The 26,387-nt window shown below is 67.8% G+C and carries 24 protein-coding genes and 1 riboswitch; of the genes, 12 read left to right on the top strand and 12 right to left on the bottom strand.

The window, feature by feature from the left end; translation table 11 throughout:
- Positions 1 to 38 precede the first annotated feature (38 nt).
- The 4 genes from ACHMXB_RS18370 to nagA are packed head-to-tail and all read left to right on the top strand — an operon-like array spanning position 39 to position 4,798.
- A complete protein-coding gene (locus ACHMXB_RS18370; protein ID WP_395400728.1) occupies positions 39 to 1,532 on the top strand; it encodes a sugar porter family MFS transporter in 1,494 nt (497 codons plus the stop codon).
- On the top strand, positions 1,532 to 2,533 hold the full coding sequence (locus ACHMXB_RS18365) for an N-acetylglucosamine kinase (protein WP_395405332.1): 1,002 nt from the start codon (positions 1,532 to 1,534) through the stop codon (positions 2,531 to 2,533). Before ACHMXB_RS18370 ends, ACHMXB_RS18365 begins: the two co-directional genes overlap by 1 nt.
- 52 nt (positions 2,534 to 2,585) lie before the next feature.
- Positions 2,586 to 3,653, top strand: a complete 1,068-nt coding sequence (locus ACHMXB_RS18360; RefSeq protein WP_395400726.1) for an SIS domain-containing protein — start codon at positions 2,586 to 2,588, stop codon at positions 3,651 to 3,653.
- Positions 3,650 to 4,798, top strand: coding sequence for an N-acetylglucosamine-6-phosphate deacetylase (nagA, locus tag ACHMXB_RS18355; RefSeq protein ID WP_395400724.1), 1,149 nt, complete (start codon positions 3,650 to 3,652; stop codon positions 4,796 to 4,798). The genes ACHMXB_RS18360 and nagA overlap by 4 nt, the downstream gene beginning before the upstream one ends.
- Positions 4,799 to 4,825: 27 nt before the next feature.
- Here the strand turns inward: nagA and ACHMXB_RS18350 are convergent, their stop codons facing one another.
- Complete coding sequence (locus ACHMXB_RS18350; RefSeq protein ID WP_395400722.1) at positions 4,826 to 5,152, bottom strand: PepSY domain-containing protein; 327 nt, start codon at positions 5,150 to 5,152, stop codon at positions 4,826 to 4,828.
- A gap of 249 nt (positions 5,153 to 5,401) precedes the next feature.
- Here ACHMXB_RS18350 and ACHMXB_RS18345 point away from each other — a divergent pair, with 249 nt between their 5' ends.
- Together ACHMXB_RS18345 and ACHMXB_RS18340 are read left to right on the top strand one after the other, a co-directional pair.
- Complete coding sequence (locus tag ACHMXB_RS18345) at positions 5,402 to 5,869, top strand: NUDIX domain-containing protein (RefSeq protein ID WP_395400720.1); 468 nt, start codon at positions 5,402 to 5,404, stop codon at positions 5,867 to 5,869.
- Positions 5,866 to 6,252, top strand: coding sequence for a hypothetical protein (locus ACHMXB_RS18340; protein ID WP_395400718.1), 387 nt, complete (start codon positions 5,866 to 5,868; stop codon positions 6,250 to 6,252). The genes ACHMXB_RS18345 and ACHMXB_RS18340 overlap by 4 nt, the downstream gene beginning before the upstream one ends.
- 35 nt (positions 6,253 to 6,287) lie before the next feature.
- Here the strand turns inward: ACHMXB_RS18340 and ACHMXB_RS18335 are convergent, their stop codons facing one another.
- The 4 genes from ACHMXB_RS18335 to ACHMXB_RS18320 all read right to left on the bottom strand — a co-directional run bounded on the left by ACHMXB_RS18335 (position 6,288) and on the right by ACHMXB_RS18320 (position 11,670).
- The gene (locus tag ACHMXB_RS18335; RefSeq protein ID WP_395400716.1) at positions 6,288 to 7,208 is read right to left on the bottom strand and encodes an NAD(P)-dependent oxidoreductase; all 921 of its coding nucleotides are present in this window, start codon (positions 7,206 to 7,208) and stop codon (positions 6,288 to 6,290) included.
- Between the two features lie 4 nt (positions 7,209 to 7,212).
- Positions 7,213 to 9,132 carry a TRAP transporter large permease subunit gene (locus tag ACHMXB_RS18330; RefSeq protein ID WP_395400714.1) on the bottom strand — a complete coding sequence of 640 codons (1,920 nt, stop codon included), beginning with the start codon at positions 9,130 to 9,132 and terminating at the stop codon, positions 7,213 to 7,215.
- A gap of 115 nt (positions 9,133 to 9,247) precedes the next feature.
- Positions 9,248 to 10,270 carry a DctP family TRAP transporter solute-binding subunit gene (locus tag ACHMXB_RS18325; protein ID WP_395400712.1) on the bottom strand — a complete coding sequence of 341 codons (1,023 nt, stop codon included), beginning with the start codon at positions 10,268 to 10,270 and terminating at the stop codon, positions 9,248 to 9,250.
- Between the two features lie 47 nt (positions 10,271 to 10,317).
- The gene (locus ACHMXB_RS18320; protein ID WP_395400710.1) at positions 10,318 to 11,670 is read right to left on the bottom strand and encodes an NAD(P)H-dependent oxidoreductase; all 1,353 of its coding nucleotides are present in this window, start codon (positions 11,668 to 11,670) and stop codon (positions 10,318 to 10,320) included.
- A gap of 187 nt (positions 11,671 to 11,857) precedes the next feature.
- Here ACHMXB_RS18320 and ACHMXB_RS18315 point away from each other — a divergent pair, with 187 nt between their 5' ends.
- Positions 11,858 to 12,907: a LacI family DNA-binding transcriptional regulator gene (locus ACHMXB_RS18315; protein WP_395400708.1), complete on the top strand. Its 1,050-nt coding sequence runs from the start codon at positions 11,858 to 11,860 to the stop codon at positions 12,905 to 12,907.
- 15 nt (positions 12,908 to 12,922) lie between these two features.
- A complete protein-coding gene (locus ACHMXB_RS18310; protein ID WP_111904192.1) occupies positions 12,923 to 13,234 on the top strand; it encodes a putative quinol monooxygenase in 312 nt (103 codons plus the stop codon).
- A gap of 193 nt (positions 13,235 to 13,427) precedes the next feature.
- On the opposite strand, the gene ACHMXB_RS18305 is transcribed toward ACHMXB_RS18310, so the two are convergent.
- The 5 genes from ACHMXB_RS18305 to ACHMXB_RS18285 form a co-directional block, all read right to left on the bottom strand.
- Positions 13,428 to 13,958, bottom strand: coding sequence for a YbhB/YbcL family Raf kinase inhibitor-like protein (locus ACHMXB_RS18305; protein WP_395400706.1), 531 nt, complete (start codon positions 13,956 to 13,958; stop codon positions 13,428 to 13,430).
- A gap of 9 nt (positions 13,959 to 13,967) precedes the next feature.
- Positions 13,968 to 14,936, bottom strand: a complete 969-nt coding sequence (locus ACHMXB_RS18300; protein WP_395400704.1) for a carbohydrate kinase — start codon at positions 14,934 to 14,936, stop codon at positions 13,968 to 13,970.
- A gap of 72 nt (positions 14,937 to 15,008) precedes the next feature.
- Positions 15,009 to 16,202: a fatty acid desaturase family protein gene (locus tag ACHMXB_RS18295; RefSeq protein ID WP_395400702.1), complete on the bottom strand. Its 1,194-nt coding sequence runs from the start codon at positions 16,200 to 16,202 to the stop codon at positions 15,009 to 15,011.
- Between the two features lie 14 nt (positions 16,203 to 16,216).
- On the bottom strand, positions 16,217 to 17,335 hold the full coding sequence (locus tag ACHMXB_RS18290) for a ferredoxin reductase (RefSeq protein WP_395400700.1): 1,119 nt from the start codon (positions 17,333 to 17,335) through the stop codon (positions 16,217 to 16,219).
- 314 nt (positions 17,336 to 17,649) lie between these two features.
- Entirely contained in the window at positions 17,650 to 18,471 is an 822-nt protein-coding gene (locus tag ACHMXB_RS18285; protein ID WP_395400698.1) for an alpha/beta hydrolase, read from the bottom strand.
- 205 nt (positions 18,472 to 18,676) lie between these two features.
- On the opposite strand from ACHMXB_RS18285, the gene ACHMXB_RS18280 reads away from it, so the two are divergent.
- The 3 genes from ACHMXB_RS18280 to ACHMXB_RS18270 all read left to right on the top strand — a co-directional run bounded on the left by ACHMXB_RS18280 (position 18,677) and on the right by ACHMXB_RS18270 (position 22,396).
- Positions 18,677 to 19,783, top strand: coding sequence for a GTP pyrophosphokinase family protein (locus ACHMXB_RS18280; protein WP_395400696.1), 1,107 nt, complete (start codon positions 18,677 to 18,679; stop codon positions 19,781 to 19,783).
- A gap of 7 nt (positions 19,784 to 19,790) precedes the next feature.
- Positions 19,791 to 21,293, top strand: coding sequence for a SulP family inorganic anion transporter (locus ACHMXB_RS18275; protein ID WP_395400694.1), 1,503 nt, complete (start codon positions 19,791 to 19,793; stop codon positions 21,291 to 21,293).
- 144 nt (positions 21,294 to 21,437) lie between these two features.
- Positions 21,438 to 21,640, top strand: a riboswitch (cyclic di-AMP (ydaO/yuaA leader).
- Between the two features lie 3 nt (positions 21,641 to 21,643).
- Positions 21,644 to 22,396, top strand: a complete 753-nt coding sequence (locus ACHMXB_RS18270) for an NlpC/P60 family protein (RefSeq protein WP_395400692.1) — start codon at positions 21,644 to 21,646, stop codon at positions 22,394 to 22,396.
- A gap of 239 nt (positions 22,397 to 22,635) precedes the next feature.
- On the opposite strand, the gene ACHMXB_RS18265 is transcribed toward ACHMXB_RS18270, so the two are convergent.
- The gene (locus tag ACHMXB_RS18265) at positions 22,636 to 23,775 is read right to left on the bottom strand and encodes a diguanylate cyclase (protein ID WP_395400690.1); all 1,140 of its coding nucleotides are present in this window, start codon (positions 23,773 to 23,775) and stop codon (positions 22,636 to 22,638) included.
- Positions 23,776 to 23,927: 152 nt separating this feature from the next.
- Here ACHMXB_RS18265 and ACHMXB_RS18260 point away from each other — a divergent pair, with 152 nt between their 5' ends.
- Positions 23,928 to 24,965: a bile acid:sodium symporter family protein gene (locus ACHMXB_RS18260; RefSeq protein ID WP_395400688.1), complete on the top strand. Its 1,038-nt coding sequence runs from the start codon at positions 23,928 to 23,930 to the stop codon at positions 24,963 to 24,965.
- On the opposite strand, the gene ACHMXB_RS18255 is transcribed toward ACHMXB_RS18260, so the two are convergent.
- Positions 24,962 to 26,362, bottom strand: a complete 1,401-nt coding sequence (locus ACHMXB_RS18255) for an LLM class flavin-dependent oxidoreductase (RefSeq protein ID WP_395400686.1) — start codon at positions 26,360 to 26,362, stop codon at positions 24,962 to 24,964. The two genes, ACHMXB_RS18260 and ACHMXB_RS18255, sit on opposite strands and share 4 nt — an antisense overlap.
- Between the last annotated feature and the right edge of the window lie 25 nt (positions 26,363 to 26,387).

The following is a 26,387-nucleotide window of genomic DNA, read 5'->3' as shown; positions in this document are numbered from 1 at the left end:
ATTGACAGGAAAATTGGTCTAGGCCAAACTGATGAAAATTGGTTTACACCAATTCTGGTTTGCCTGAATTTCAGACCACCAAATCCGCCCATCCCACTTCCAAGGACCCAAAGATGTCGTTCCTGCAAGACCTGCGCCAGACGCCCCGCCTCGGCCTCCTGGTCGGCGGCACCGCCGCCACCATCGGCATAATCTACGGCTACGATCTGTCGAATATCGCCGGCGCCCTGCTGTTCATCACCAAGGAGTTCCAGCTCTCCACCAGCCAACAGGAGCTGGTGACCACCGCCGTCGTCGTCGGTGAAGTCCTGGGCGCCGTCCTCGGCGGCTGGCTCGCCAACAAGGTGGGGCGCAAAGCCTGCATGGTGGGCGTAGCCGGAGCCTATGCGGCGTTCGCGGTGCTCAGCGCCCTGGCCGCTGACGTCCCCATGCTGCTCGTGGCCCGGCTGCTCCTGGGCCTGACCATCGGCATTTCGGTGGTGGTGGTCCCCGTCTTCGTGGCGGAGTCGGCACCGCCTAAAGTGCGCGGCGCCCTGCTCGTCGCCTACCAGGTGGCCACCGTCATCGGCATCATCATCGGCTACCTGGCCGCCTACGTCCTGTCCGCCACCGAAAACTGGCGGCTGATGCTGGGCCTCGCCGCCGTCCCCGCCCTCGCAGTCCTCGCCGTCACCTTCCGCCTCCCCGACACCGCCCGCTGGTACATGATGCGCGGACGCACCGAAGATGCCCGCCGTACCCTCAGCTCGATCGAGCCGGATGCCGACGTCGACGCCGAACTGGCGGACATGCGCCAGGCCATCAGCGAAGAGCGCGGCGGCGGCCTGCGCGAGATGCTCCGCTCGCCGTACCTGAAGGCAACCGTGTTCGTCGTCGGCCTCGGCTTCTTCATCCAGATCACCGGCATCAACGCCGTGGTCTATTACAGCCCCCGCATCTTCGAGGCCATGGGCTTCACGGGCAACGCGGCCCTCCTGCTGCTGCCCGCGCTGGTCCAGGCAGCCTCCCTGGTGGCCGTGTTCGTCTCACTGTCCCTCGTGGACCGGGTGGGCCGGCGCCCCATTCTGCTCGGCGGCATCGGCATGATGATCGTGGCCAACGCCATCCTGGTGGGCGTCTTTATGGCCGGACGCGACTTTGGCGGAATCCTGACCGTGGTCGGTTTCCTCGGGGTGCTGCTGTTCACGGTGGGCTTCACGTTCGGCTTCGGCGCGCTGGTGTGGGTCTACGCCGGCGAGTCGTTCCCCGCCCGGCTGCGTTCCCTGGGCGCCAGCGCGATGCTGACCTCGGACCTTGTGGCCAACGTGATCGTCGCGGCGTTCTTCCTGACCATGCTGCAGCGGCTCGGCGGCGCCGGCACGTTCGCCGTGTTCGGTGCGCTGGCAATCGCCGGCTTCGTCTTCGTCCACCGCCTCGCCCCCGAAACCAAGGGCCGGAACCTCGAGGAAATCCGCCACTACTGGGAAAACGGTGCCCGCTGGCCGGAAGCCCCCGGCCGCACTGACAGCAGCAGCACGCCGGCGGCCAAGTGATGCGGCACGCCCCCGGCCTGGACCGCGTCCTTGGTATGGACCGTGTCCTTGGCCTGGATATCGGCGGCTCCAAGACGCACGCCATTCTGACGGAGATTGAAGGGACGGACGACGGCGGGACAACAGTTCCCCGGCAGATCGCCGAATGCACGGTGGGCAGCGCAAACATCGCCTCCGTCGGGCCGGACGAGGCCGCGGCGGCCGTGGACGACCTCGCCGCGCAGCTCGGCATCGGCGATCCTGCAAACCACGGAATACACGCCGTGTTCGCCGGGGCCGCGGGAGCGGACACACCCGCGGCCCGGGAACGCCTTGCCGGCCTCCTCTCCCGACGCTTCCCCGGAGCCGGGATCCAGGTGGACCACGACACCCGCATCATCCTCGCCGCCGGTGGCCTGACGGCAGGCACCGTCCTCATCTCCGGCACCGGCTCCGCCGCGTGGGCGAAGTCCGCCGACGGCCGGGAAGCCCGGGCCGGCGGCTGGGGCTATCTGCTCGGCGACGAAGGAAGCGGCTACGCCGTGGCCCGCAGCGCCGTCCGCAACGCCCTGCAGGACTCTGACGACGGCCTGCCTGCCGGGCCGCTGACTTCCCAGCTGCTGGCGCAGACCGGAGCCGCGGAACCCGCTGAGCTCCTGGATCTCTTTTACCGCCGGCCTGAGCGCCGGTACTGGGCCGGGCTGGCCGGAACCGTGTTCGGCCTCGCCGCCTCGGACGCTGCGAGCGCAGCCATCGTGGACGACGCCGCCCAGCAGCTCGCCCGCCTGGCCCTGACGGTGAACCGACGGCTGGGCACCATTCCGGAACATGCCCCGGTGCTGCTGGCTGGCGGAATGCTGGTCAACCAGCCGTCGCTGGCCGGCAGGGTACGCGAATTGCTGGCAGCCAAAGGCCTCACCGACGTCCGGGTGCTGGACCGCTCCCCCGCCTGGGGCGCCGTGGAGCTCGCCCGTGAGCTTGCCGACGCACCAGCCCGGCCGGCCGCCACAATCCCCGCCTGACCGCCTTGCACTTTCCCCATAACCACTAACTCACCGATACCCAAGGAGACCCATGACCGCCCAGGGCACCCAAATCACCGCCACCTCACCCCTTCCCGGCTCCCTGATGGCCGCCGAAATCCTGGAACAGCCGGAGGCGCTCGCCCGGCAGCTTGAGCACGGGCGCGCCGCCATCACCCGGCTGGCCGCCACGCTCCGCGACGCGGACATCAAGTACGTTCTTCTGGCCGCGCGCGGCACCAGCGACCACGCGGCCCTGTACGCGAAGTACCTCATCGAGACGGTGCTGGGGCTCCCGGCGGGGCTGGCATCGCCGTCGAGCCTCACCGTGTACGGCGCGGAACCGAAGATGGACGGGGTGCTGTGGCTGGCGGTCAGCCAGTCCGGCGGCTCCCCGGACCTGGTGGACTCCACCGCCGCGGCCGCCCGCGGCGGTGCCCTCACCGTGGCCGTCACGAACGCCCCGTCCTCACCGCTGGCGGCTGCCGCCCGGCACCACCTGGACATCCTCGCCGGACCGGAGCGCGCCGTGGCCGCGACCAAGAGCTACACGTCGCAGCTGCTGGCGCTGTGGCTGCTCATCGACGCCTGGGCCGGAGGAAACGGCGCCGAGGCGGCTGACCTTCCGCGTCTCGCCGCCGATGTCCTGGCCCGGCCGGAGATACTGGAGGTTGCAGACCGCTACCGCTTCGTGACCCACATCGTCACCACGGGACGCGGCTTCTCCTACCCCACCGCACGGGAGGCGGCACTGAAACTGATGGAAACGTCCTACCTGGCCGCGCACGCCTTCTCCGGCGCGGACCTGCTGCACGGGCCCTTCGCCATGATCGACGCCGACCGGCCGGTCATCGCCGTCGCCTCCCCCGGCGCCGGCGGCCGCGCCCTGCATCCCGTACTGGACCGGCTGGCCGAACGGGGTGCGGATGTCTGCCTCGTGGGCGACGCAGGAGCCGCCCGTCCGCTGAACCACGTGGTGCCGCTGCCCATCGTCCACGAGCGGCTCTCGCCGGTCCTTGAGATCATGCCCCTGCAGCGGCTGGCGCATGCGATGGCGGCCGCCCGCCACCTGGACCCGGACGCTCCCCGCGGCCTGCGCAAGATCACGGAAACCTGGTGAGTCCGACGCTCATTGCTGCCTCCCGGGTGATCCTTCCCAGTGACGCTGAAACCAGTGCCGTGCTGGAGCCCGGCTGGGTGGAGACCGACGGCGGCCGGATCACCGCGGCCGGTCCCGGGCTGCCCGCCCGGGAGCCCGACGCCGCTTTTCCGGATGCCACCCTCGCACCGGGCTTTGTAGATGCCCACATCCACGGAGGCGGCGGCTTCAGCTTCAACGACGCTGATCCCGCGGCCGCCGCAGTCCGGATCGCCGGGGTGCACCGCGCGCATGGCACCACCACCTTGATGGCCAGCCTGGTCACCGCCCCGCTCACCCAGCTTGAGAAGGCGGTGGCCGCGCTGGCCGCCCTGGTCGAGGAAGGCGTTCTGGCCGGGATCCATCTGGAGGGTCCGTGGCTCAGCCCCGACCACCGGGGGGCCCATGCTGAGGACCTTCTGCTCGCCCCGGAACCGGCCGCCATCGACCGGCTGATGCTGGCGGGGCGGGGCACCGTCCGGATGGTCACCATCGCGCCGGAACTGGAAGGCGGCCTGGCCGCCGTCGGGCAGATCACCGGCTACGGCGCCGTCGCGGCCATCGGCCACACCGGAGCCGGCTACGACCTGGCCCGTGAAGCGATCGCGGCCGGAGCCACGGCCGGGACGCACGTGTTTAATGCGATGCGGCCGCTGCACCACCGGGAACCCGGCCCCGCGCTGGCGCTGCTGGAGGACCCAGCGGTGTTTGCCGAGGTGATAGCCGACGGCGTCCACCTCCACCCGTCGCTGGTCCGCTTCATTGCCGCAAGCCCGGCCCGCGCCGTCTTCGTCACCGACGCCATGGCGGCGGCCTGCGCGCAGGAAGGCAGGTACCGGCTGGGCGGGCTGGACGTCCGGGTGTCCGACGGCGAAGCCCGCCTGGTCAGCGACGGCACCATCGCCGGCAGCATCCTCACGCTGGACGCGGCGGTACGGCACGCCGTCCACGAGGCCGGCGTCCCGCTCGCCGATGCCGTCCGCGCCGCCAGCCAGAACCCTGCGGACATGCTGGGACTGTCCGGCGTCGGACGGATCGAAGCCGGAGGGAAGGCGGACCTGGTGGTCCTCACGCCCGAACTTGAGGTGGCGGCCGTGATGAAGGACGGCGAATGGCTGGCTGACTGAGCCCCGCTGCCTTGGCGGCGTCAGCCGCTAGTCGTCCGGGCTCTGGTTCAACACCTGGAAGTTGGGGCCGATGTTGACTTCCACCTCGGACCCGTCGCTCTTGCGGATCTCTACCTCGTAGGAGGAACCGGCGTCGTCGCCCCGTTCGACCTCGATGACCTGTCCGGGGCCCACTTTGGCCATTGCGGCGTCAACTGCCTTGTCGCGGTCGGTCTGGTTCAGCGGCTGCTGGCTGCCCCCGTTGCCCGTTGTGTCATCATCAAAGGGGTTCACGGAAGCCGCAGCCACCGATGCGCCGCCCAAAGCCGCGGCAGCGACCGCTACTCCGATGATCCATGCTGTTCTCTTGCGCACGCCAAACTCCTTTCACACCGTTTTCTCCAGTGTCCCGCTGCGAAGGGAACCGGACAAGGAGCGTTCTTTAGCCGCCTTCGCCGTACGCCTGCCATGCCAGCGCGGCAAATTCTGCGATGAGCACCGACGGATCGTCTTTCGCTGCGCGGTCATCGTCGCCACCAACGTTGCTGCCATTCTGCTCGCCGGCCGCGGCACCCGACGCTCTTTGCCGGCGGCCCGGGGGTAGCCTTGGGGCAGGAGGGCAACATGGCGGTCAGGAGTGCAGGCCTTCTGCTGTACCGGCAGAACAACGGGGCGGAAGTGGAAGTGTGGATCGCCCACATGGGCGGCCCCTTCTGGGAGCGCAAGGATGCGCGCGCCTGGTCGATTCCCAAGGGTGAGTACCCCGAAGGGGAGGATCCGCTGGCAGCGGCGCAGCGGGAGTTTGCCGAGGAAATGGGAGTTCCGGCGCCGGCCGCGGACTACGTGCTGCTCGGCACCTTCCGGCAGCCCTCGGGCAAGCTCATCACGGCATTCACGGCCGAATCCGCCTTCAAGCCCGAGAAAATCCTGAGCAACACGTTTCCGCTGGAGTGGCCCAAGGGCTCCGGAACAGTCCAGCACTTCCCGGAGATTGACCGCGCCGAGTGGATCGGTGAATCCGAAGCCCGCGTCAAGCTCGTCAAGGGCCAGCTGCCGATCCTCGACGCGCTGCTCGAGCACCTCGGGGCATGACGCCTATGCGCTCGGCATTCCTGCATGTGGCCGCGGTCGCCATGGAAGCCGGCCAGGACGGCAGGCCGGAACCCGATATTGCCGCCCTCGGCGCAGCGGTCACCCTCGAGCTGTGCGGAAGCTGGGACCACCCGCCGCCCTGCCCGCTCGCGCCGCACGATACCCGGCCTGAGCAAAACGGTGACACCCTCAGGCTGCGGATCATCTTCGCCACCGAACCGGCGAATGAGGTCGTGGTCCGCAGCCGCATTGACAATGCCCTGCGCCAGGGAAGCCTCACCGGCCCGGATGGCCGCACCAGCCGCTGGGCGTTCCTGGGCGGCGGTCCGGGCGAACTCGACCCTTCCGAGGCCGAGCACGCCCGGCGCCTTATAGACTCCTAGCGTGTCGCCATCCTGACCGGCCCGTCCTGACTGGCCTATCCTGCCTCCCCCAGGACCGTCCGGTAGATCCCGGTGTGGTCCAGGTCGCCGTCGCCAGCGTCCACCATGAGCTCGAAGGCGCCGCGGACGCTGGCGGAGAGAGGAAGCTTCAGCCCGCTGTCCTTGGCGATCTCGGCGATGAAGTTCAGGTCCTTTAGCTGGTTTTTCGCAGAGCCGCCGCCCTCGAAGTCACCGTCGATCCAGCGCTGCCCCTTCTGCCGGAGGACCTCCGAGTTCGCCAGCCCGCCGGCCAGGATGGACTGCACCTTCCCAAGGTCCAGCCCGGTGGCGGTGGCCACGGCCATCGCCTCGGCCAGCGCCGTGACGGTGGCGGACACGACGATCTGGTTGCACGCCTTAACCGTGGACCCTGCCCCCGCTTCGCCGAACCAGACCACTGTGGAACTGTAGAGCTCGAAGAGCGGCAGAAGGCGCTGCACGGTGTCGCGCGGCCCTCCGGCCATGGTGCTCAGCCGGCCTTCCTCGGCTCCGATGGTTCCGCCGCTGAGCGGCGCGTCCACCACCGTCACCCCGTACCGGCTCCGGCAGTCCTCGGCGAACCGGGCCACGGCCACCGGGGACACTGTTCCGTGTATGACCAGGACAGGTTCCTCGATGCCGGCCGCCTTCCACCCGGCCAGCAGCCCGTCCGCACCGTGCAGAAGGCCGGCGACCTGGGGCAGGTCCGGCAGGACGGTCAGGACGACGCCGGCCGCAGCGTCCGCCGGGGTGGCGGCCACCTGTCCCCCGCCGATGGCCCTGGCCTTTTCCGGGGTGCGGTTCCAGAGCGTGAGGGGAACACCGGCGGCCAGGATATTGCGGGCGATCGGGGCGCCCATCGGGCCGGTGCCCAGCAGGGCCACGGACGTTGGAACCTCGGGCTTCAGTTCATTGTGTGTTTCGGTCACTGTGCTCACGTCGTTAGAAGGGGATCAGGCCGGCCATGGCGGGCAGGAAGGTGCTGAACCACGGAACGGCGGCAAGCACCAGCAGCCCGAGGAACACCGCGATGAGGTACGGCCAGAAATGCTTGAGGCTCTTTTCCACCGTTTCGTGGCCCGTTGCGCAGGCGACATAGAAGCCGACGCCGGCCGGCGGGGCGAATGAACCGATGCCCATGGCGATGATCAGGACCATGGCGTACTGCACCGGGTTCACGCCGAAATCCGTGGCGATCGGCAGGAGCAGGGGCGCAAAGATCAGCACGGCCGGCAGGCCCTCCAGCAGCTGGCCCATGATGACCAGCAGCACGATCGTGAAAAGCATGAAGAGTACCGGCGAGTCGCCGAGGCCCGACATGAGGTCGTGGATCTGCTGGGACACACCGGCGAGCGCAAGCGTCTGGGCGAGCGGTGAGGCTGCCGCGATGATGAACAGGACCATGCCCGCCGTCGTCGTGGTTTCCCGCAGGGTATCGCCCAGCAGCTTCTTGCTGCCGCGCCGGTACGCGGCGGCGAGGACGAAGGCGTAGGCGACGGCGACCGAGGACACCTCCGTGGGGGTGGCGAAGCCGCTGAGGATGCCCACCACCATGCCGACCGGAAGCAGGAGCGTCGGGATGGCGAAGAAGGTGGCCGAGCCGCGTGCACGCCAGGTGGCCTTCGGGCTGGACACGCCCCCCTGCTTGCGGGCCCGGAAGAAGACGAGGCCCATGACCACGAGGGCCAGGAACGCGGCGGGAACGAAGCCCGCCAGGAACAGTGTGGTGGTGGAGATGGTGGTGATGGAACCGAGGATGAGCAGGACGATGCTCGGCGGGATGGTTTCACCCATGATGGCGGAGGCGGACAGCACCGCCACCACCTCGCCACGCGGGTACTTGCGTTCCTCGAGCATGCCGCGCATGGTGGTGCCCACGGCGGCGACGTCGGCAACCTTGGAGCCGGAGATGCCGGAGAAGATGTACATTGTCACGACGACCACCTGGAGCAGGCCGCCCCGGAGGTGTCCGATGAGCGCGTCCACCAGCTTGGCGAGCGGCAGGGTCAGGCCGGCGGAGTTCATGACGGTTCCGGCGAGGATGAAGAACGGGATGGCCAGCAGCACGAAGCCCTTGGCGCCTGATGCCATGCCGATCGGGATCGCGCTGACCTCAGAGATGCCGCCCAGGTAAAGGTAGATGCCCGAGGCCAGTGCCAGCACGAAGGCGATCGGCAGGCCAAGGAACAGCAGGGCGAACAGGCCAACGAGCACCACGCCGAGGATCAGGTTGGGCGAGGCGTAGTAGAACAGCGGCTGGGCGAAGAGAACCGCCGCGGCCATAACCGCAGTGATGCCGGCGCCGATCAGGACCGCGCGGCGCGGCTGCCGCCAGAGCTTGAGGACGGCGAACCAGGCGATGAGCACCATGCCCAGCGCGAAGGGCAGCGAAACCCAGAAGACCGGCAGCTGGAGGATCGGCGTCTTTTCCTCGAGCTGCTGGACCAGGGTGGGAATGAACAGGGCGAGGGAGCCGGCGCTCATGACGAAGACCAGGCAGTCCACGAGGGCCGCAAGATACGGCTTCCAGCTCGCCGGCAGGCGCATCACCAGTGCCTGGACGGACATGTGGGCGCCCTTGGGGTAGGCGATGGCACCACCGATGAAGGCGATGGTGAGCAGGGCAATCTCGGAGACTTCCTGCGTCCACAGCACGGAATCCCCGGTGACAACCCGGACCATGATGTTCAGCAGGATAACCATGAGTTCGGCGAGGATGGCCGCGCCTACGGTCCATTCCAGGGCCTTATCCAGCCAGACCGCTCCGCTCCAGCGCGGCGGGACGTGCCCGTGGTGGAGGATCTCTTCCGCATCGGAGGGAAGGACCTCTTCGAGCTCCTTGGGGGCGAGTGTGTGTTCCATGTTTTTCCAGACTGTCATCGTTGAGAGCGGGATGCTGAGTGCGGGGATGCTGTTTGCGGGGGTGGTGTGTTCGAGGGCCGGGGCGCCCGGACGGCGCGCCGGCCCTCGAGAGGGGTTACTTGGCGGCGGCGACGGCCTGGTCGAAGAACTCCTTGCCGATCAGCTTCGAGAAATCCGGGTAGAGGCTCTTGGAAACGGCCTTGAACTCCTCGATTCCCGCGGCGGTGGGCTCGTTGGCCTTCATGCCCTTGGCGGTGAGCTCGGCCAGCTGCTTCTCCGACTGCTCCGTGTCGTACTCCGTCTTGAAGGTGGCGGTCTCGGCCGAGGCGTCCGTCAGGACCCTCTTCTGGTCCTCGTTCAGCGAGTCCCACTTCTTGGAGGACAGGGCCAGGACCCAGGCGTCGTTGATGTGGTGCGTCAGCGAGACGTACTTCTGGACTTCGGAGAACTTGTTGGTCCAGGGCACCTCGATCGGGTTTTCCTGGCCGTCGATCGTGCCGGTCTGCAGGCCGGTGAAGACCTCGGAGAACGCCATGGTGGTGGGGCTTGCGCCCAGCTTGCCGAAGAAGTCCGTCCACAACGGGTTGCCCGGCACGCGGATCTTCAGGCCCTTCAGGTCCGCGGGCTTTTCGATGGGACGTTCGGAGTTGGTGATCTGGCGTCCGGTCCGGGTGAGGAAGGACAGGGCGACGGTGTTCTTCTCCTTGAGCTTTTCCTTGAGGACCTCGCCGGGCTTGCCCGCCAGGAACGCAGCTTCTTCCTTCGTGTCATCGAAGAGGTAGGGAATGCTGATTGCGTTCATTTCGGGCACCACAGACGCGTACACCGACGTCGACAGGATCAGCGCGTCCAGCGACCCGCCCTGCAGCCTCGTGACGGCGGCGTTCTGGTCGCCGCTGAAGCTCGTACCGTTCGGTACCACCGTGACAACCACCGAACCGTTGGAAGTCTTCTTCACCTGGTCGGCGAAGTGCTGGGCCGAGACACCCACCGAGGAGGTCAGCGGGTCCGGGATGGACAGCTGGATCTTGGCCACCGGCGAGCCGCCGCCGGGCGCCCCGGACGCGCAGCCGGCGAGGACGGAGGCGGCGAGGGTGCATGCCAGCACTCCGGTGAGGGCGCGGGTCTTCGATTTCATGTGATGCCTTTCTTCATTGGAAGGAGTCTTGTGGGTTGCTGGATGAATTAGGAGGTCAGCGCGGCTTCGGTAACAAGCGCCTCGGTTTCGCGGCGCAGCTCGAGGGCCTGGGCGAGCGACTCGTCCATGATGACGTCTTCCCAGCGGACCGTTGCGCCCTTGGCGATGTCGGCACGCAGCTCGACGTGGTGGGCCAGTGCTACCGGCAGGGCGCCGATTTCGACTGAGTGCTTGGCCGAGACGAGCTTGCCCCAGACGGTGAAGCCGCCCTCACCGTCGAGGAATTCGCCGGCCTTCAGGTCCTTCTTGGCGGTGGCGACGACGTCGCCGAAGAAGCCGATGGGCGAGCCGGTGGCAATGCCGCGGAGTGCTGCGTTGGCGATCGACATGTTCAGCTCGAGGCCCACGTAGTGGTACGGGCGGTACAGGGCTGCGTACTGGCCGGTGGGGTCCGGGTGCCACGGGTATTCGTTGAAGCAGCCGGAGACGTAGCCGTTCGTGGCCTTGACGACGACGAACACGCCTTCCTGGGTGTTGTGGCTGATCCAGCTGCCGTCGCGGTTGACGCTGGACATGACGTCCACGCTTCCCTCGTGCGCCAGGGCGCCCCCGACGTCGGCCGGGCGGCAGATGGTGGCGATCTCTTCCACGTCTCCCGGGGTGAAGCTCAGTCCGGAGTCCGACGGCGTGAGGCCGGCACCGTTGGCGACGGCGGCCATCTCGATTGATGCCTTGGTGCCGTCACGGAAGGAAGTGTGCATGTACGGGTTGAGCTGGCCAGAGTCGGTGAGCTCCTTGGAGAACTCCCAGTTTTCCCAGACGTTGTCCGGGTTCATCTCGTGGTAGTGCTCGAGGTACTTTGCGCCCTTGCCGGCACATACGACGTCGAAGCCGCTGGTCCGGGCCCAGTCCACCAGTTCCATGATGAGGGCGGGCTGGTCGCCGTACGCCATGGAGTAGACGACGCCGGCCTCTTCCGCGCGCTTGGCGAGGGCCGGGCCGGCGAGGGCGTCCGCCTCGACGGTGACCATGATGATGTGCTTCTTGGTTTCGATGGCCCGCAGCGCGTGCTTTACGCCGACGATCGGGTTGCCGGTGGCTTCAACGATGACGTCGATGTCGACGTCGAACAGCTCGTCGGCGTTTGCCACGATGGCGGTGGAGCGGTTCTCCAGCGCGGTGGCGATGTCCGGGGCGATCTGGTTCTGGGGCCAGCCGACCAGCTCGAAGGCGCCCTCGGCCCGCTTCACATTGATGTCAGCGATGGCCACAACGTGGATGCCAGGGATGTTGTTTGCCTGGGCGAGGTACATGGTGCCGTACCGGCCGGCCCCGATGAGGCCCACACGAATGGGACGGCCCTGGTTCTCGCGGTCGCTAAGAAGCTTGTGAAGGTTCATGGGGGATCTTTCTGATTGATGTCTGGCCGACGAGAGCCAACCTCACACCGTGGGGGCGGTGGAGCACCTCTTCGTCGCAGCTGCTGTGATCTGGGTTACCGAGTGGAATCGGTTCCACTTTTGTACCAGTCAGTGTTAAGCTGTGTCAACAGATGTCGGTGAACCCCACCGGCCGCAAGGAGGAGCATTGAAGAAGGCGCCCACTATCCGCGATGTGGCGGCAGCGGCGGGGGTCTCGGTGTCCGTGGTGTCGCGGGTGCTGAACCCCGATTCCGGCCCGGTCGCTCCGGCCAAGCGCGAACAGGTCCTGAATGTGATCAGTGAACTCGGGTACCGCCCCCGCGCCGCGGCCCGTGAATTGAGCGCGGGCCATGCCCTCACCGTCGGACTGGTGGTCACGGACCTCGCCAACCCGTTCTTCGCCCAGCTGGCGGACCGCGTGGTGTGGGAGGCCCGCAGCCACGGCGTGCAGGTGGTGGTGATGACCACCCAGGAGGACCCGCACCTTGAGGCCGAATCCCTGGACACGCTCCTGGACCGATCGGTGGGCGGCGTCATCGCCACGCCAACGGGCGGAAATGTCGAGAAATGGGACCGCCTGCGGGACCTCGGGGTGAACGTGGTTTTCGTGGACCGCGCCATTGCAGAACTCAGCGACGTCGACGTCGTCAGCATCGAGAACTCCGACTCGGCCAGGCGCGCAACCGATCACCTCATCGCCCTGGGCCACGAGCGGATAGCCCTCATCACCGGCCCCGCGAGCACGTCCACCGGGCGTTCCCGGATCGGCGGCTACCGGGCCGCCCTCGAAAGCGCTTCGATAAGCCTCGACCCCATGCTGGTCCGGGACGTCCCCTTCCGCGGAGACGGCGGGGGCGACGCCGTCGGGTCCCTCCTGGCGTCCCCGGACGCCCCTACCGGGCTCATCGTCGCCAATACCGCCCAGGTGCAGAGCTCAGTCCGGCGCCTCGTCCAGATGGGCGTGCGGATACCCCACGATCTCTCGGTTATCGTCTTTGACGACAACCCGTGGACCGAACTGACAAGCCCCCCGCTCAGCGTGATCCGGCAACCAATCGGCATGCTCGCGGTGCATTCCCTGGAACTCGTCCTCGGACGGATGCAGGGCCGGCTCCCCGCAGGGGCCAGGACCATCGAAGTGATGGCGGATTTCGTGCCGCGCAGCAGTTGCGCGGCACCGGTCCGCCTCGCCACCAGCAAGTCCGCAACCAGATAAGGAAAAGGAAAACCCATGACCGTAGTTGTCACCGCCATGTTCACGCCCAAGGAAGGCGCCTTCGACGACGTTGTGGCCGCCCTCTCCCCCGCCATCGCGGAGGTCCACGAGGAGCCTGGCTGCGAACTGTACGCCATCCACGAAGCCCCGAACGGCCAGATCGTCATGATCGAAAAGTGGGAAAGCGCCGAGCTCCTCGATGCCCACGGCGCCGGCGACCCCGTCAAGCGCCTGAACGCCTCCCTCGAGGGACTCCTGGCGGAGCCGGTGGAGGTGACGCGGCTGGCCGCAATCCCCGCCGGCACCAGCGCGCAGGGCGCGCTCTGACCTGAAGGCTCCGGCCTAGAGAACGACGGCGGCCCCTTGCCTGCGCAGGTCAGGCGGGGGACGCCGTCGATGCCCTGACTACCAGCTCGGGGTCCACGAGCTCCGTCCGGACCGGCAGTTCCTTGATCCTTCATGCGGTCCAGCACCCAATAGTTCTATCCGCTGCTGCTGAGCTTGCCTGCTGCTGGCGGCCCTAGCGCTGGTACACGCCGGTGAGCGTCGCCGTGCCCAGCAGGTGACGGGCGAGGTCGGATCCCAGGCCTGCGGGCTTCGCCCCTGTCCCTCCCGGCAGTTCCTCCACGTCCAGCGCATAGACCGTGACGACGTAGCGGTGCCGGCCGTGCCCGGGCGGCGGGGCCGCACCCAGGTAGCCGCGGAAGCCGCCGTCGTTCTTCAACTGCACCGCGCCGGGCGGGAGCTGCGGGCCGCCCTCGGCCCCGGCGCCCTCCGCCAGCGACGTGACATCCGCCGGGATGTTGAGGACCGCCCAGTGCCAGAACCCTCCGGCGCCCGGTGCGTCCGGGTCAAACACGGTCACGGCGTAGCTTCTGGTCCCGTCCGGCGCCCCGGTCCAGCTCAGCTGCGGGGACTCGTCGGCGCCGCCGGCGTGCATCCTGCCGCTGCGCTGCGGCGGCGGCAGGGTCCCGCCATCCTCGAAGGACCGGCTGGTGAGTCCGAACGTTGGGACGTCCGGCAGGTTGGAATACGGGCCCGGCGATGTCATGGCTGCTCCTCAGATGGTGGGAACTTCGGCTTCCTCTGCTGCTACTGCTTCGATGTGGTTGAGCTCCGCCCGAGTGGGTGGATTGGCGCCCGCACGGGACACGGTCACCGCCGCCGCGCGGGAGGCGTGGGCCAGCAGGGCGGTGAGCCCCTCGGCCGGGAGCGCGCGCAGGTCGGCCCGGTTCTGGGCGCCAGCCAAGCCGCGGTCCACCACGCCGGACAGCAGCGCGGCCATGAAGGAATCCCCGGCGCCAACGGTGTCCGCCACCTCCACGCGGGGCGCGGCGAACTCGGCCTCGCCCGCGGCGGTGATGCCCCACGGCCCGGCAGCGCCGCGCGTCACCACCACCATGGCCGGCCCCTCGGAGCCGCCAAGCTGCAGCCAGCGGCGCGCGGACTCCAGCGGGTCCGCGCCGGGGTAGAGCCAGGCAAGGTCCTCATCGGAGGCCTTGACGATGTCCGCGAGGGTCACGAACTTCTCCGCCTGCCGGCGGGCGTAATCGGCGTCCGTGATGATGCTGGGACGGCAGTTGGGGTCGAAACTGATGGTCGCCGCCGGGTGGGCATGTTCGACGGCGGCCAGCACCTCCGCGGCGCCGGGCGCCAGCATGGTGGCGATGGAACCGGTGTGCAGCAGCGTGGTCCCCTGCAGCATGAACGGCAGCCGTTCCGCCAGGCCGGGAAGCTCCCAGGCGAGGTCGAACGTGTAGGTGGCGGCGCCGTCGTCGTCCACCAGTGCGGTGGCGACGCTGGTGGGCAGCCCGTCCGGGGCCTGCGGGAGCATGACGGAACTCGCCCGCAGGTGGGCGGCCACCGACTCACCGTAGGCGTCCCGGCCGTACCGGCCGACGAACTGCACCGGGTGCCCCAGGCGGGCGAGCCCGACCGCGACGTTGAGCGGGCTGCCGCCCACATGGGCTTCGATTCCGGAGCTGCGCTGGACCACGTCAACGAGGCCCTCGCCGATAACAGTGAGCATGCTCATACTCTGCCAGAGAACGCCGCCCGGCGCCCGGGTCCTTCCGAAGGAAGTTGTCCGAAAGCTAGGCTGCTAAGCCTTCTTTCCCGGCAGCGCGAGCTTGAAGACCTTCGCCCATGAGGACCCCACCTGCTTCAGCAGCGGCCCGGTGGTGTACGGCAGGCCGTAGCGCTGGCAGATTTCCTGCACCTTCGGCGCAACCTCCCCGTACCGGTTGGACGGCAGGTCCGGGAACAGATGGTGCTCGATCTGGTGGGACAGGTTTCCGGTCATGATGTGCATGAACTTGGAGCCGGAGATGTTGGCCGAGCCGATCATCTGGCGGACATACCAGTCGCCGCGGGTCTCGCCCTCCACCATTTCCTCCGTGAACGTGTCCGTCCCTTCGGGGAAGTGCCCGCAGAAGATCACGGCGTGGGCCCAGACGTTGCGCACGGCGTTGGCGGTGAGCGTCCCCATAAGGGCCTGCTTGCCCGAGCCGGTGAGCATGGCTACGGCCGGGGTGGCGGCGTAGTCCTTGGTGAACTGCTTGAGGGCCTTGACGCCGAGGGCCTTGAGGTCGCGGGTCATGGCCTCCTTGCTCTTCCTGCCCTCCTTGTAGTCGACGAGCTCCAGGTCGTAGACCGCAATGCCCCATTCGAAAATCGGGGCCAGGATCGCGTTGTACAGCGGATTGCCCAGGGCGCGGGGGGTCCAGGGCTGGTCCTCGTCCATGCGCAGCAGGTTGTATCCGACGTCGTTGTCCTTGCCCACCACGTTGGTCCAGCGGTGGTGCAGGTCGTTGTGGGTGTGCTGCCATGAACGCGCGGGGGTCACGAAGTCCCATTCCCACGTGGTGGAGTGGATGTCCGGATCGCGCATCCAGTCCCACTGGCCGTGGAGGATGTTGTGGCCGATCTCCATGTTTTCCAGGATCTTGGCGAGGCTGAGCAGGCTGGTTCCCGTGACCCAGGCGGCCTTGTTCCGACTCGCCAGCAGCGTCGCGCGCCCCGCGATTTCCAGCCCGCGCTGGATCTTGATCACCCGCCGGATGTAGGCGGCGTCGGAGGCTCCGCGCTTGGCGAGGATCTCATCCTTGATGGCGTCCAGCTCGCGGCCGAGCTCTGCCACCTGCTCGTCGGACAGGTGTGCGGCGGCGGGCGGGCGCACGGTGGGCCGGCCCGAGGCGGCCAGTGCCCCCGGCCGCGGTTTGGTAACCGGCTTGTCCGTGGAGACGCCGGCGGTGGACTTCGGTGTCGCGGCTGTGCGATCGGATATTGCAGTCATGCTGGTGATGCTCCTCAGATGTCGAGGTTAACGGGTCCGGCGGCTGCCGAAACGCACGTCTGGATTAGTTGGCCCGGATCACCGTGGACTTCGCCGGTGCGCAGGTCCCTGACCTGCCCTGCACGCAGGGGCAGCAGGCAGCTGTGGCAAATGCCCATGCGGCAGCCGCTGGGCATGAGGACCCCGGCGTCTTCGCCGACGTCAAGAAGGGGGGTATCGCCGTCGGCCTCAACCTCGCGGTCGGAGGCCTCAAACGTGACCAGGCCGCCGTCGTGCCCAGCACCTGCCAGCAGGCTGGTGTTGAAGCGTTCGATGATGAGGTTGACCGGGTCCGCCGCGAAGGGGCCGGTGGCTCCTTCGGCGCGGGCTGACCGGGAGTCCTTGGGATGGGCGGCCGCTTCGGCGGCCCACAGGGCTTCTGCGTCATCGAGGAACCCTTCCGGGCCGCAGGCGTACGCAGCGCGGCGGCGCCAGTCGGGGCACAGGCTGTCCAGCCCGGCGGCCGAGGCGAAGTCCATCCGGCCGCGCTCACCGGTGAACCAGTGGGTTACGCGGAAGTTGGGGAACTGGTCCGCGAGCTCGGAAAGTTCCTCACGGAAAATGCTGTCCTCCGGCCTGCGGGCGGAATGGATCAGCACCACATCGGCGTCGGGGCGGTGCGGCACCAGCGTGCGGACCATGGACATCACGGGGGTGATGCCGCTGCCGGCGGTGAGCATCAGGAGAGGCCGCGGATGTTCGGGGAGGACAAAGTCGCCCTGCGGCGGCGCCAGGAACAGGACGTCCCCGGGCCGGGTGTTGCGGACCAGGACGCCGGACACGGCACCCATGTCGCTCACGGTGATGGCGGGATCCTCCCCTGCCGGGGCACTGAGCGAATAGGACCGCCAGTGCCGGACGCCGTCGAGCTCCACGCCGATCCGTGCCCACTGGCCGGCTTTATGGGCCTTCCAGCCGCGGCCGGGCCGGAAATGGATGGTGGCTGAATCCGGAGTTTCGGGGACCACTTTGGTGACCACCCCGCGCAGCTGCCGGGCGGAGAATACCGGGTCAAAGAGCGCGAGGATGTCCTCCGGCGCAAGGGGGGTGGTCAGAACAGACGCCGCGCGCGCCAATTTGCGGAGCCGGATCATGCTGTCCGCTTCCTGCCGGGCTCACCCATGTGTATCTCCTAGTGAAACCCATGATCGAAACATATTGACTGTCCCCCAACTATAAGAGTCCACCATGCCGGTGCCGCTAGCAACCGGCGTCCGCATCGCGGGGCGCAGGGCCACGCGGGACAGGCGTGGCACGTTGCGGGCCAGGTTCAATATTCCTCCGTTGCGACGTCTGCGAGCTTTGCGGTAGATGATAAGCATACTTACCGCCGGAGTGCACGCACTCCTAACCCCACGTCAAAGCAACGAACGGATGGCGGAGGAGTTCCCGGCTTCCGGCGAGGCACCTAGAGTTGCAGCAGCTCCTGCACCAGCTCGCGGCATTTACGGTAGGACGGCGCCTTCGGGTCGATCAGCGAGAAGTGGTCGCCCGGGACCTTGACCACCTGGACTGGCGCCCCGGCTGCGCGGGCGGCGGTGGCGTAGGCCTCCGACTGGCTCACCGGTACGGTGTCATCATCAAGCCCGTGGACCGCGTACACCGGAATGGGGAGCGGCACGGCGCTCATCGGGTCGGCGTACTTGTGGCGTTTGGGGTACCTTTCGGCGGAACCGCCCAGGAAGTTGCTGACGGCGCCGTTGCTGAGGTCGAGCCATTCCGCCTGGGCGAGGTTGAGCAGCCCGGACTGGCTGACTACGCCAGCCAGGTGGACGGCCTCACCGTTGAGGTTGCGGTCGACCTGCCGGTCGGCGTCGGCAGCGCCGAGTCCCGCAAGCCGGTCCCGGCCGGCCGCCCAGACGGCCAGGTGCCCGCCGGCGGAGTGACCCAGCGCCACCACGCGGTTCAGGTCGAGGTCGTGCTCGCCGGCCACATCACGGAGCTTGTCGATCCCGGCGAGGACATCCTCGAACGTCCGCGGCCATCCGCCGCCGTTGCCCGCGCGGCGGTACTCCAGGTTCCAGGCCACGATGCCGTGCGCCGCGAGGTCCTTGGCCAGCGGCTCGCCCAGTTCAGCGCCGTACTGCGAGCGCCAGTAGCCGCCGTGGATCACCACAACGATGCCGCGCGTCGATGGCTGCTTGCCGTTGCGTGAGGCGGGTGTTTCCGGCAGGAAGAGCTCGCCCCACTGGCTGGGGTGGTCACCGTAGTGGTACTTCTGCCGCTTCACTGCATCCTCCTAGGATCCTTCGAACGGAGCGCCGGGCCCCTCCTTGCCACCTCCCGCGCGCCCGGGGTCCGGGGTTGCAGGGCACAGCGGCGCACAACAGCCATGCTCCGAGCCTACATGGACGCCGCTCCCGTGGGGCAGAAGGGGCTGCAGTGGCGGGGGTGTCACCGGTGCCGCTGCCGCACCGCCTTGATAGTTTTGATCCATGGCAAGCAACTGGGATCGCCTGGATGTCACTCAGCGCGACTCCGTGCAGGAAAACGTGGAACTCTATGAGCGCGTCCGGCCTGCCCTGAAGCTTGTCACCAGGGAAGTCCTGCAGATACTGCGGACCATGCTCAAGGACACCGAGGTCACGCCGCTCTTCGTCACCGGCCGGACCAAGTCGGTCGACTCCTTCCGCGAGAAGATCGCCCGGACCGAGGAACCGCTGGAGGAGGGCGGCCCGAGGCTGCTGAAGTTCCCGGACCCGTTCCGCACCCTCAACGACATGGTGGGCGTGCGCGTCATCACCAAGCTGCCGGCGGAGAACGCCCTGGTGGCCAACCTGATCAAGCGCCAGCGGCACCTCTTCGACTGCCGTGGCGACAGGGAAAAGGACATTGGCTCGATCGAATCCGGAACATACGGCTACTCCAGCCGGCACCTGATCCTGCGCACCATCCAGAACGACGTCGTGAAGAACTACCAGCAGGTCTTCAACGCCGAAGTCCCGCCCAACGGCAGCTACTTCTTCGAATGCCAGATCCGCACCGTGTTCGCGCACGCGTGGAGCGAGATCGAGCACGACATCCGCTTCAAGGCCGAGGACCCGCGGGCATGGACGCCGCACTTCGACCGCCAGTTCACCGCCACCGCCGCCATGCTGGAGACGGTGGAGACCGCCTTCGCCGACCTGCATGAACGCTACGAGGAGGTCCGCAGCTACTGGGACGTGGACGGCGAGGGCGCGGCGCAGCTCACTCCCAACCGCATCCGCGACGTTTGGCGTACCCTGCTCCCGCACGTAGACCGTAAAGTAGATGACGACTGGGGATGGGCGGCCGAACTCCTGGCGGCCCACGGACTCAAGCAGACCGTCCAGCTTGCCGGACTGCTCAGCGCCAACCGGATCACCGAGGTCCGCAGGGCCCTGGACCACCGCTACTCCCCCGGCCCGGACCGCCTGCTGGATGACCTCCTGCTGTGGCAGTACGGCACCAAACACATTGACCTCACCGCCGAGGCGCCCGACGCCGTCCCGCACCCCCGGCGCGACAGCCTCCTGCGGCGGCTGAAGCAGATCGAGCGCTACCGCCAGACGAAGAAATAGAGTTTTCATGAAGCCCGAACAGCTCCAGTCCGTCCGGGCCACGCTCCGTTCCCCGCGGCGCCTCAAGACCGAGGCCCTCGCCGGACTGGTGGTGGCCCTCGCCCTCATTCCGGAAGCCATTGCATTCTCCGTGATCGCCGGAGTGGATCCCCGGATCGGGCTGTTCGCCTCCTTCACCATGGCGGTGACCATCTCCTTCGTTGGCGGCCGGCCCGCCATGATCTCGGCCGCAACAGGCGCCGTCGCGCTGGTGATCGCGCCGCTGATGCGCAGCCACGGGCTGGACCACCTGATCTCCGCGGTGATCCTCGCCGGGATCTTCCAGATCCTGCTCGCCGTCCTGGGCGTCACCCGGCTCATGCGCTTCATCCCGCGCTCGGTGATGGTTGGCTTCGTGAACGCGCTGGCCATCCTCGTGTTCATGGCCCAACTGCCGGAACTGATCGGGGTCCCCTGGCCCGTGTATCCGCTGGTCGCCGCCGGCCTGCTGATCGTCATCGGCTTCCGCCGGATTACGACGGCGATGCCGTCGCCTTTGGTGGCCATCGTCCTCCTGACGGTCCTCGCCGTGGTCGCCGGGATCGACGTCCCCACCGTCCAGGACAAGGGCCAACTCCCGGAAAGCCTGCCCACGCTGTTCATCCCGCAGGTGCCTCTGACGTGGGAAACCTTCCAGACCATCGCCCCGTTCTCGCTGTCCATGGCGCTCGTGGGGCTGCTGGAATCCCTGATGACTTCCAAGCTCGTGGACGACATCACCGATACGCGGTCCAACAAGACCCGCGAATCCTGGGGCCAGGGCGTGGCCAACATCATCACCGGGTTCCTGGGCGGCATGGGCGGCTGCGCTGTGATCGGGCAGACCATGATCAATGTCAAGGGCTCCGGCGCGCGGAGCCGGGTGTCCACGTTCCTCGCCGGCGTCTTCCTGCTGGTGCTGGTAGTCACCCTGGGCGACATCGTGGGCCTCATCCCCATGGCCGCCCTCGTGGCGGTGATGATCTTCATCTCGGCCATCACCTTCGAATGGCACTCAGTGGCGCCCGCCACCCTGAAGCGGATGCCCAAGTCGGAAACCGCCGTCATGCTGATCACCGTGGGCACGGTGGTGGTCACCCACAATCTGGCAATCGGCGTCGGCGTCGGGGTTCTGGCGGCGATGGCGATGTTCGCCCGCCGGGTGGCCCATTTTGCCACCGTGGAGCGGACGGAAGTGGAGCTCAACGGCCGGACTGCAGCCACCTACACGGTGGACGGCGAGCTGTTCTTCGCCTCCTCCAACGACCTCTACACGCAGTTCAACTACGCCGGCGACGCCGAGCCTGACATCGACAAGGTGGTGATCGATCTGCACGCCTCGCACCTGTGGGATGCCTCCACCATCGCCGTGCTGGACGCGGTCACGGAGAAGTACCGCAGGCACGGCCGTGAGGTGGAACTGATCGGCCTCAACTCAGCCAGCACCCAGATGCGCGAACGTCTGGCCGGGAAGCTCAACGCCGCAGAGTGAGCATTATCACTTCATGACTCCCACGCCCCCTACCTGACGCGGATCAGCATGGCAGGAAACGACACGGTCCCGTTACCTTAATGTGACATTCGGAAAAGCCTCCCGTACGGTGGAAAACGTGCCTTCTTCACCGACGAGGCACTCCCGCGCTGATTGCCTAACTCTGCCGCAGCCCGAGGAACCATTCGAAGACCCATGTCCGGCAGAGACGGGGAAACCACTTTTCGGCCCGCTTGAAGCGGGCCTTGGGGGTGAAGCCGCACAGTTCCTGACCACGCTCAGGACCGCGGCCGGGTGCCTCCCATCCGAATCCGACAGCTCACCTCGCAGGCATCGGGAGAGGCTTCTTCATGTCGTTCCGCTTTATTTCTGGCCGCCGTGCTGCGGTCATCCTTGCAGCATCCGGCCTGGCCTTCACCGGCAGCGTCGCAGCCAATGCCGCCAACGCTCCGGCCCCGCAGGCCAAGGCTCCCGCCGGCGCCCCCGCGACGGCCGGACAGGTCCAGGCTCCCCTGAGCGCCGCCTCCAGCGTCAAGATCGCTTTTGAGCGCCCCGCGGTCAAGTCCACCCCCGCTCCGGTGGTGGCAGCGCCTGTCGTCGAACAGCCGGCCGTGAAGAAAGCTGCGGCCCCTGCCGCCGCCCCCGTCACTGCCGCCCCGGCTGCTGCGCCCGCCAAGGCTGCAGCCGCGCCGGCCGCAGCCGCCGCACCCGCGCCCGCGCCCGCACCGAAGGTCACCGTTAAGGCTGCGGCTCCCGCGCCGAAGGCCCCCGCCAAGGCCGCCGCAGGCGTCAACGCCACCATGCTGGCGTCCGCCTACGCCCAGATCGGCATCACGCAGGACTGCACCGCCATGGTGGAGAAGGCCCTCGGTGCCGCCGGCATCCATGTGGGTGACCTCGCGCCGATGCAGTTCCTGGGCCACGGCAGGGTTGTCTCCACCCCGCAGCCCGGCGACATGATTGTGCAGTCCGGCCACGTGGCGATCTACGCCGGCGGCGGCAAGGTCATCAGCGGTGGCATGAACGGCATCAACGCCACCATGGCCCACCCGCTGTCCTGGCTCACGGCCACCGGTCCCGTCACGTTCGTGCGCGCGGCCTAGCAGAGCTGAAAAACCGCCGTGTTCCGCTGCCTTGGGGGCGGCGGAACACGGCCCCCCAAGGTGCTCCCACCTTTCTACAAGGAGTAGGGAACACACTGGCTACGCCTGATGAAGACCGCAGACTCCGGCTGCGAGTCAGGATCTCCGGGTCCGGATTGTCCCCCATGCATTCCGGATCCGGTGCCTGCTTTAAGATCCGGCGCCTGCTTTAAGCGGGCAGGAGCCGCGCCATCTCCGCTTCAGCCTCTGACCGTGCGGTTCCGCCCCTGTGATTTCGCCTCATAAAGAGCGACGTCCGCGGCCGCGATCACCTCGTCGAGGTCCGCGGTTTTCGCGTTATAGGTGGAAATGCCGTAGCTGACTGTCGGCATCCGCAGCAGTTCGGGGATGTGCTGCTCTGCCAGCCTCCTGCTGATTTCACTCGCAATGATTTCCGCACTCTTGGGGCCCGCGCCAGGAAGCAGGAGGATGAACTCCTCGCCGCCGTAGCGCCCGGCAAGGTCCGTGGACCGGACCGATGCGCTGCACGCCTGGGCGAACGCCCGCAGTGCAAGGTCTCCCGCCGCGTGGCCGAAGGTGTCGTTGACCGACTTGAAGTGGTCCAGGTCCGCCAGGATCAGCGAGCCGCCGCTGTTGGCAGCCTTGCTGCGTCCCAGCTCCTCGGACGCCTCCTCCAGGAAGGCACTGCGGTTCAGGAGGCCCGTCAGCCCGTCCTGGGTGGCGACCGTGCGCAGCGCCCGGGTCTGCTGCTCGGTGCTCAGCCCCGCCATGCTGAAGGAAACCACCACTAGCAGCACCATCGTGACCATCGTGGTCACTGCGGACCCGAAGTACGTTGCAAAGACAGGACCGTTGGGCCCTTCGATGAGGAACACCACCAGACGGCACAAGTAGAAAAATGCCACTCCGCCCGCCGCGATGGCCATGGGGATCCTGACCCGGGAGTACCCGGGTTCCAGCCGCCACAGCTCATGTGAAGCCAAGCCAATCAGCACCGCCATGGACGCCAGGAAGAGTGCACCACCGGCCCATGTATTGGATCCCGGATTGTCGACCGCGGCGGCGGCGCCCACGATCACCGGCAGCGTGACGGACAGCCAGAGGTTGTGCTTCAGGTTCCGGAGCGAACGCGCGCCGGCCCAGACCCCTGCCGCGCCGGACACCAGCAGGACGTCCCCCAGCGGATTGGCCCAGACCTGCTGCGGCGTGCCGTTGAGGAGGAAGGCCGCCGAGCCGGACAGGAACAGGAGCAGGGCGGCGCACCACCAGGCGCTGTAGGGCGAGCGGGTGCTGCGGAAGGTTGAAAAGTAGAACAGCAGCGCGAGAATCAGGGCCATCGCCGCGAAGGCAACCCGCAGTGTTGCCGTATCTAGGATCATTCCGTCCCCTTGAATCCGATCCAGTGCAATCCAGTATCGCACCGGGAGCGCCCGGGGTCCCGCTGTGACGCAGAGAATTTCCTCGCATGACACATTTGTCTGACATCAGTCACGAATTGGCCGTCGCGGCTGTCCGGTGCCAGCATTATTGAATGCTTGAGGCAACAAAAAACCCCGTAACCGCTTCCTCGGCCACGGAGGCCGGCGCTGCGCCGCTGAACCCGGCCCTCGCTGCGGAAGCGAAAATTGCGCGCGTCGCGGTGACCGTCTTCCCCCTTCTGGTGCTCGCAGCCGGCATCGCCGGGTTCCTGCTTCCCGGCGCCTTCAAGCCGCTTGGCCCGGCGGTCCCGTACCTGCTGGGAATCATCATGTTCTGCATGGGCCTGACCCTCACGCCGCCGGACTTCACCGCGGTTGCCCGCAGGCCGTGGGCCGTGGTCCTGGGCATCGTGGCCCATTACGTGATCATGCCCGGGGCCGGCTGGGCGATCGCCACCCTCCTCCACCTGGAGCCCGCGCTGGCAGTAGGCCTGATCCTCGTGGGCTGCGCGCCCTCCGGCACCGCCTCCAACGTGATGGCGTTCCTGGCCAAGGGCGATGTGGCCCTGTCCGTGGCGGTAGCCAGCGTATCCACGCTCATCGCCCCGGTGGTCACCCCCGTCCTGGTCCTATTCCTGGCCGGCTCCTTCCTCACCATCGACGCCGGCGGCATGGTGCTGGACATCGTCAAGACCGTGCTGCTGCCGGTGATAGCGGGCCTGCTGGCCCGGCTGTTCCTCAAGAAGCTCGTCGCGAAGGCGCTGCCGGCGCTCCCTTGGGCATCCGCCGTCGTAATTTCCCTCATCGTGGCTGTGGTGGTGGCGGGAAGCGCCAGCAAGATCCTGGCGGCCGGCGGCATCGTGTTCCTGGCGGTGGTGCTGCACAACGGATTCGGCCTTGGCCTTGGCTACCTGGCCGGCAAGCTCGGCCGCCTGGACGACAAGGCACGCAGGGCCCTCGCGTTCGAGGTGGGCATGCAGAACTCAGGCCTGGCGGCCACGCTCGCCACCGCCCATTTCACCCCCCTGGCTGCCCTGCCGTCAGCAGTCTTCTCGCTCTGGCACAACATCTCCGGCGCGATCGTCGCCGCCTGGCTGGCCCGGAAGCCCCTGCAGGAGCAGAAGCCCCTCCAGGAGAAGCAGGAACCCTAAACCGCAGCGTTAACCGCGAGTTCCCTGTCGGGCGGTTCAGCGGAGCCAGCAGTGGCGAATCCGCTCGCGGGCCGCGGCAGCCCGTAGTGCTCACGCAGGGTGTGCCCCGTGTACTGCTGGCGGAACAGTCCGCGGGACCGCAGGATCGGGATGACATGGTCCACGAAGGTGTCCAGGCCCGAAGGCAGCACCGGCGGCATGATGTTGAAGCCGTCGGCCGCGCCCTTCTCGAACCACTCCTGGATGGCATCCGCCACCTGCTCGGGTGTCCCGGAGAAGGTGCGGTGCCCGCGGCCGCCGCCGAGCCTGCCGATGAGCTGCCGGACGGTGAGCCGCTCGCGCCGGGCGAGCTCCACGATCAAGGTGTACCGGCTCTTGGCCCCCTCAATCGCATCCTCCGAGGGGAGGTCCTCGGGCAGTTGCGCGTCAAGCGGCAGGGATTCGGGCGAGACCCGGAGGACTCCGGCCAGCTGCTTCCGTGCGTGCTCGGGGTGGATCAGCTCATCGAGCTGCTTCTCCAGCCGCCGCGCCTCGTGCTCGGTGGAGCCGATGACCGGAACAATGCCCGGCAGGATCTTGAGGTGTTCCGGGTTGCGCCCCGCGGCGGCCGTCTTACGCTTCAGGTCGGCATAGAAGCGCTGCGCTTCGGCCAGCGTTTGCTGCGCAGTGAACACCGCCTCGGCATGGCGGGCGGCGAAGTCTTTGCCGTCTTCGGACGAGCCGGCCTGCACGATCACCGGATGGCCCTGGGGTGAACGCGGCACGTCCAGGGGACCCTGGATCCGGAAGTAGCGGCCGCTGTGGTTGACGGCGTGGACGCGTGAGCTGTCCCCCCAGACCCCGGCCGCCTTGTCCCCTACCGCGGCGTCGTCTTCCCAGCTGTCCCAGAGCTTCCTGGCAACGTCCAGGAACTCGGCGGCGCGCTCGTAACGGCGCCAGTGTGCGGGCTGGTCCTCCAGCGAGAAGTTCCGTGCCGCGGCCTCGCCGGCTGTTGTCACCACGTTCCAGCCGGCCCGGCCGCCGCTGATGTGGTCCAGCGAGGCGAACCGGCGTGCCAGGTTGTAGGGATCGTTGTAGGTGGTGGAGGCGGTGCCGATCAGCCCGATCCGTTTGGTTACGGCGGCGATGGCACTGAGCAGGACCGTCGGCTCGAGCGTCCCGTAGGGGCGCTGGCGCACGTCGCCGTGCAGCACGGGCGAGTCGGCGAAGAAAATCGAGTCGAAGGTGCCGCGTTCCGCGGTCCGGGCGAGCCGCTGGAAGTGGGCCACCTGCGTTCCGGCGAAGCTGTCGCTTTCGGGCAGCCGCCACGACGCCTCATGGTGTCCGGTGCTCATCAGGAAGGCATTCAGGTGGAGCTGGCGTGCGCCGCCGGCCTTGGCAGTGGTGCGTTCAGGCATGATCTGGTTCCTTGGGTGGGAGGGA

This window comes from Arthrobacter sp. UC242_113 (genome assembly GCF_044054585.1).
Taxonomy (GTDB): domain Bacteria; phylum Actinomycetota; class Actinomycetes; order Actinomycetales; family Micrococcaceae; genus Arthrobacter.
The sequence above is the reverse complement of the archived record's forward strand: the minus strand, read 5'-3'. Positions and strand labels throughout refer to the sequence as shown.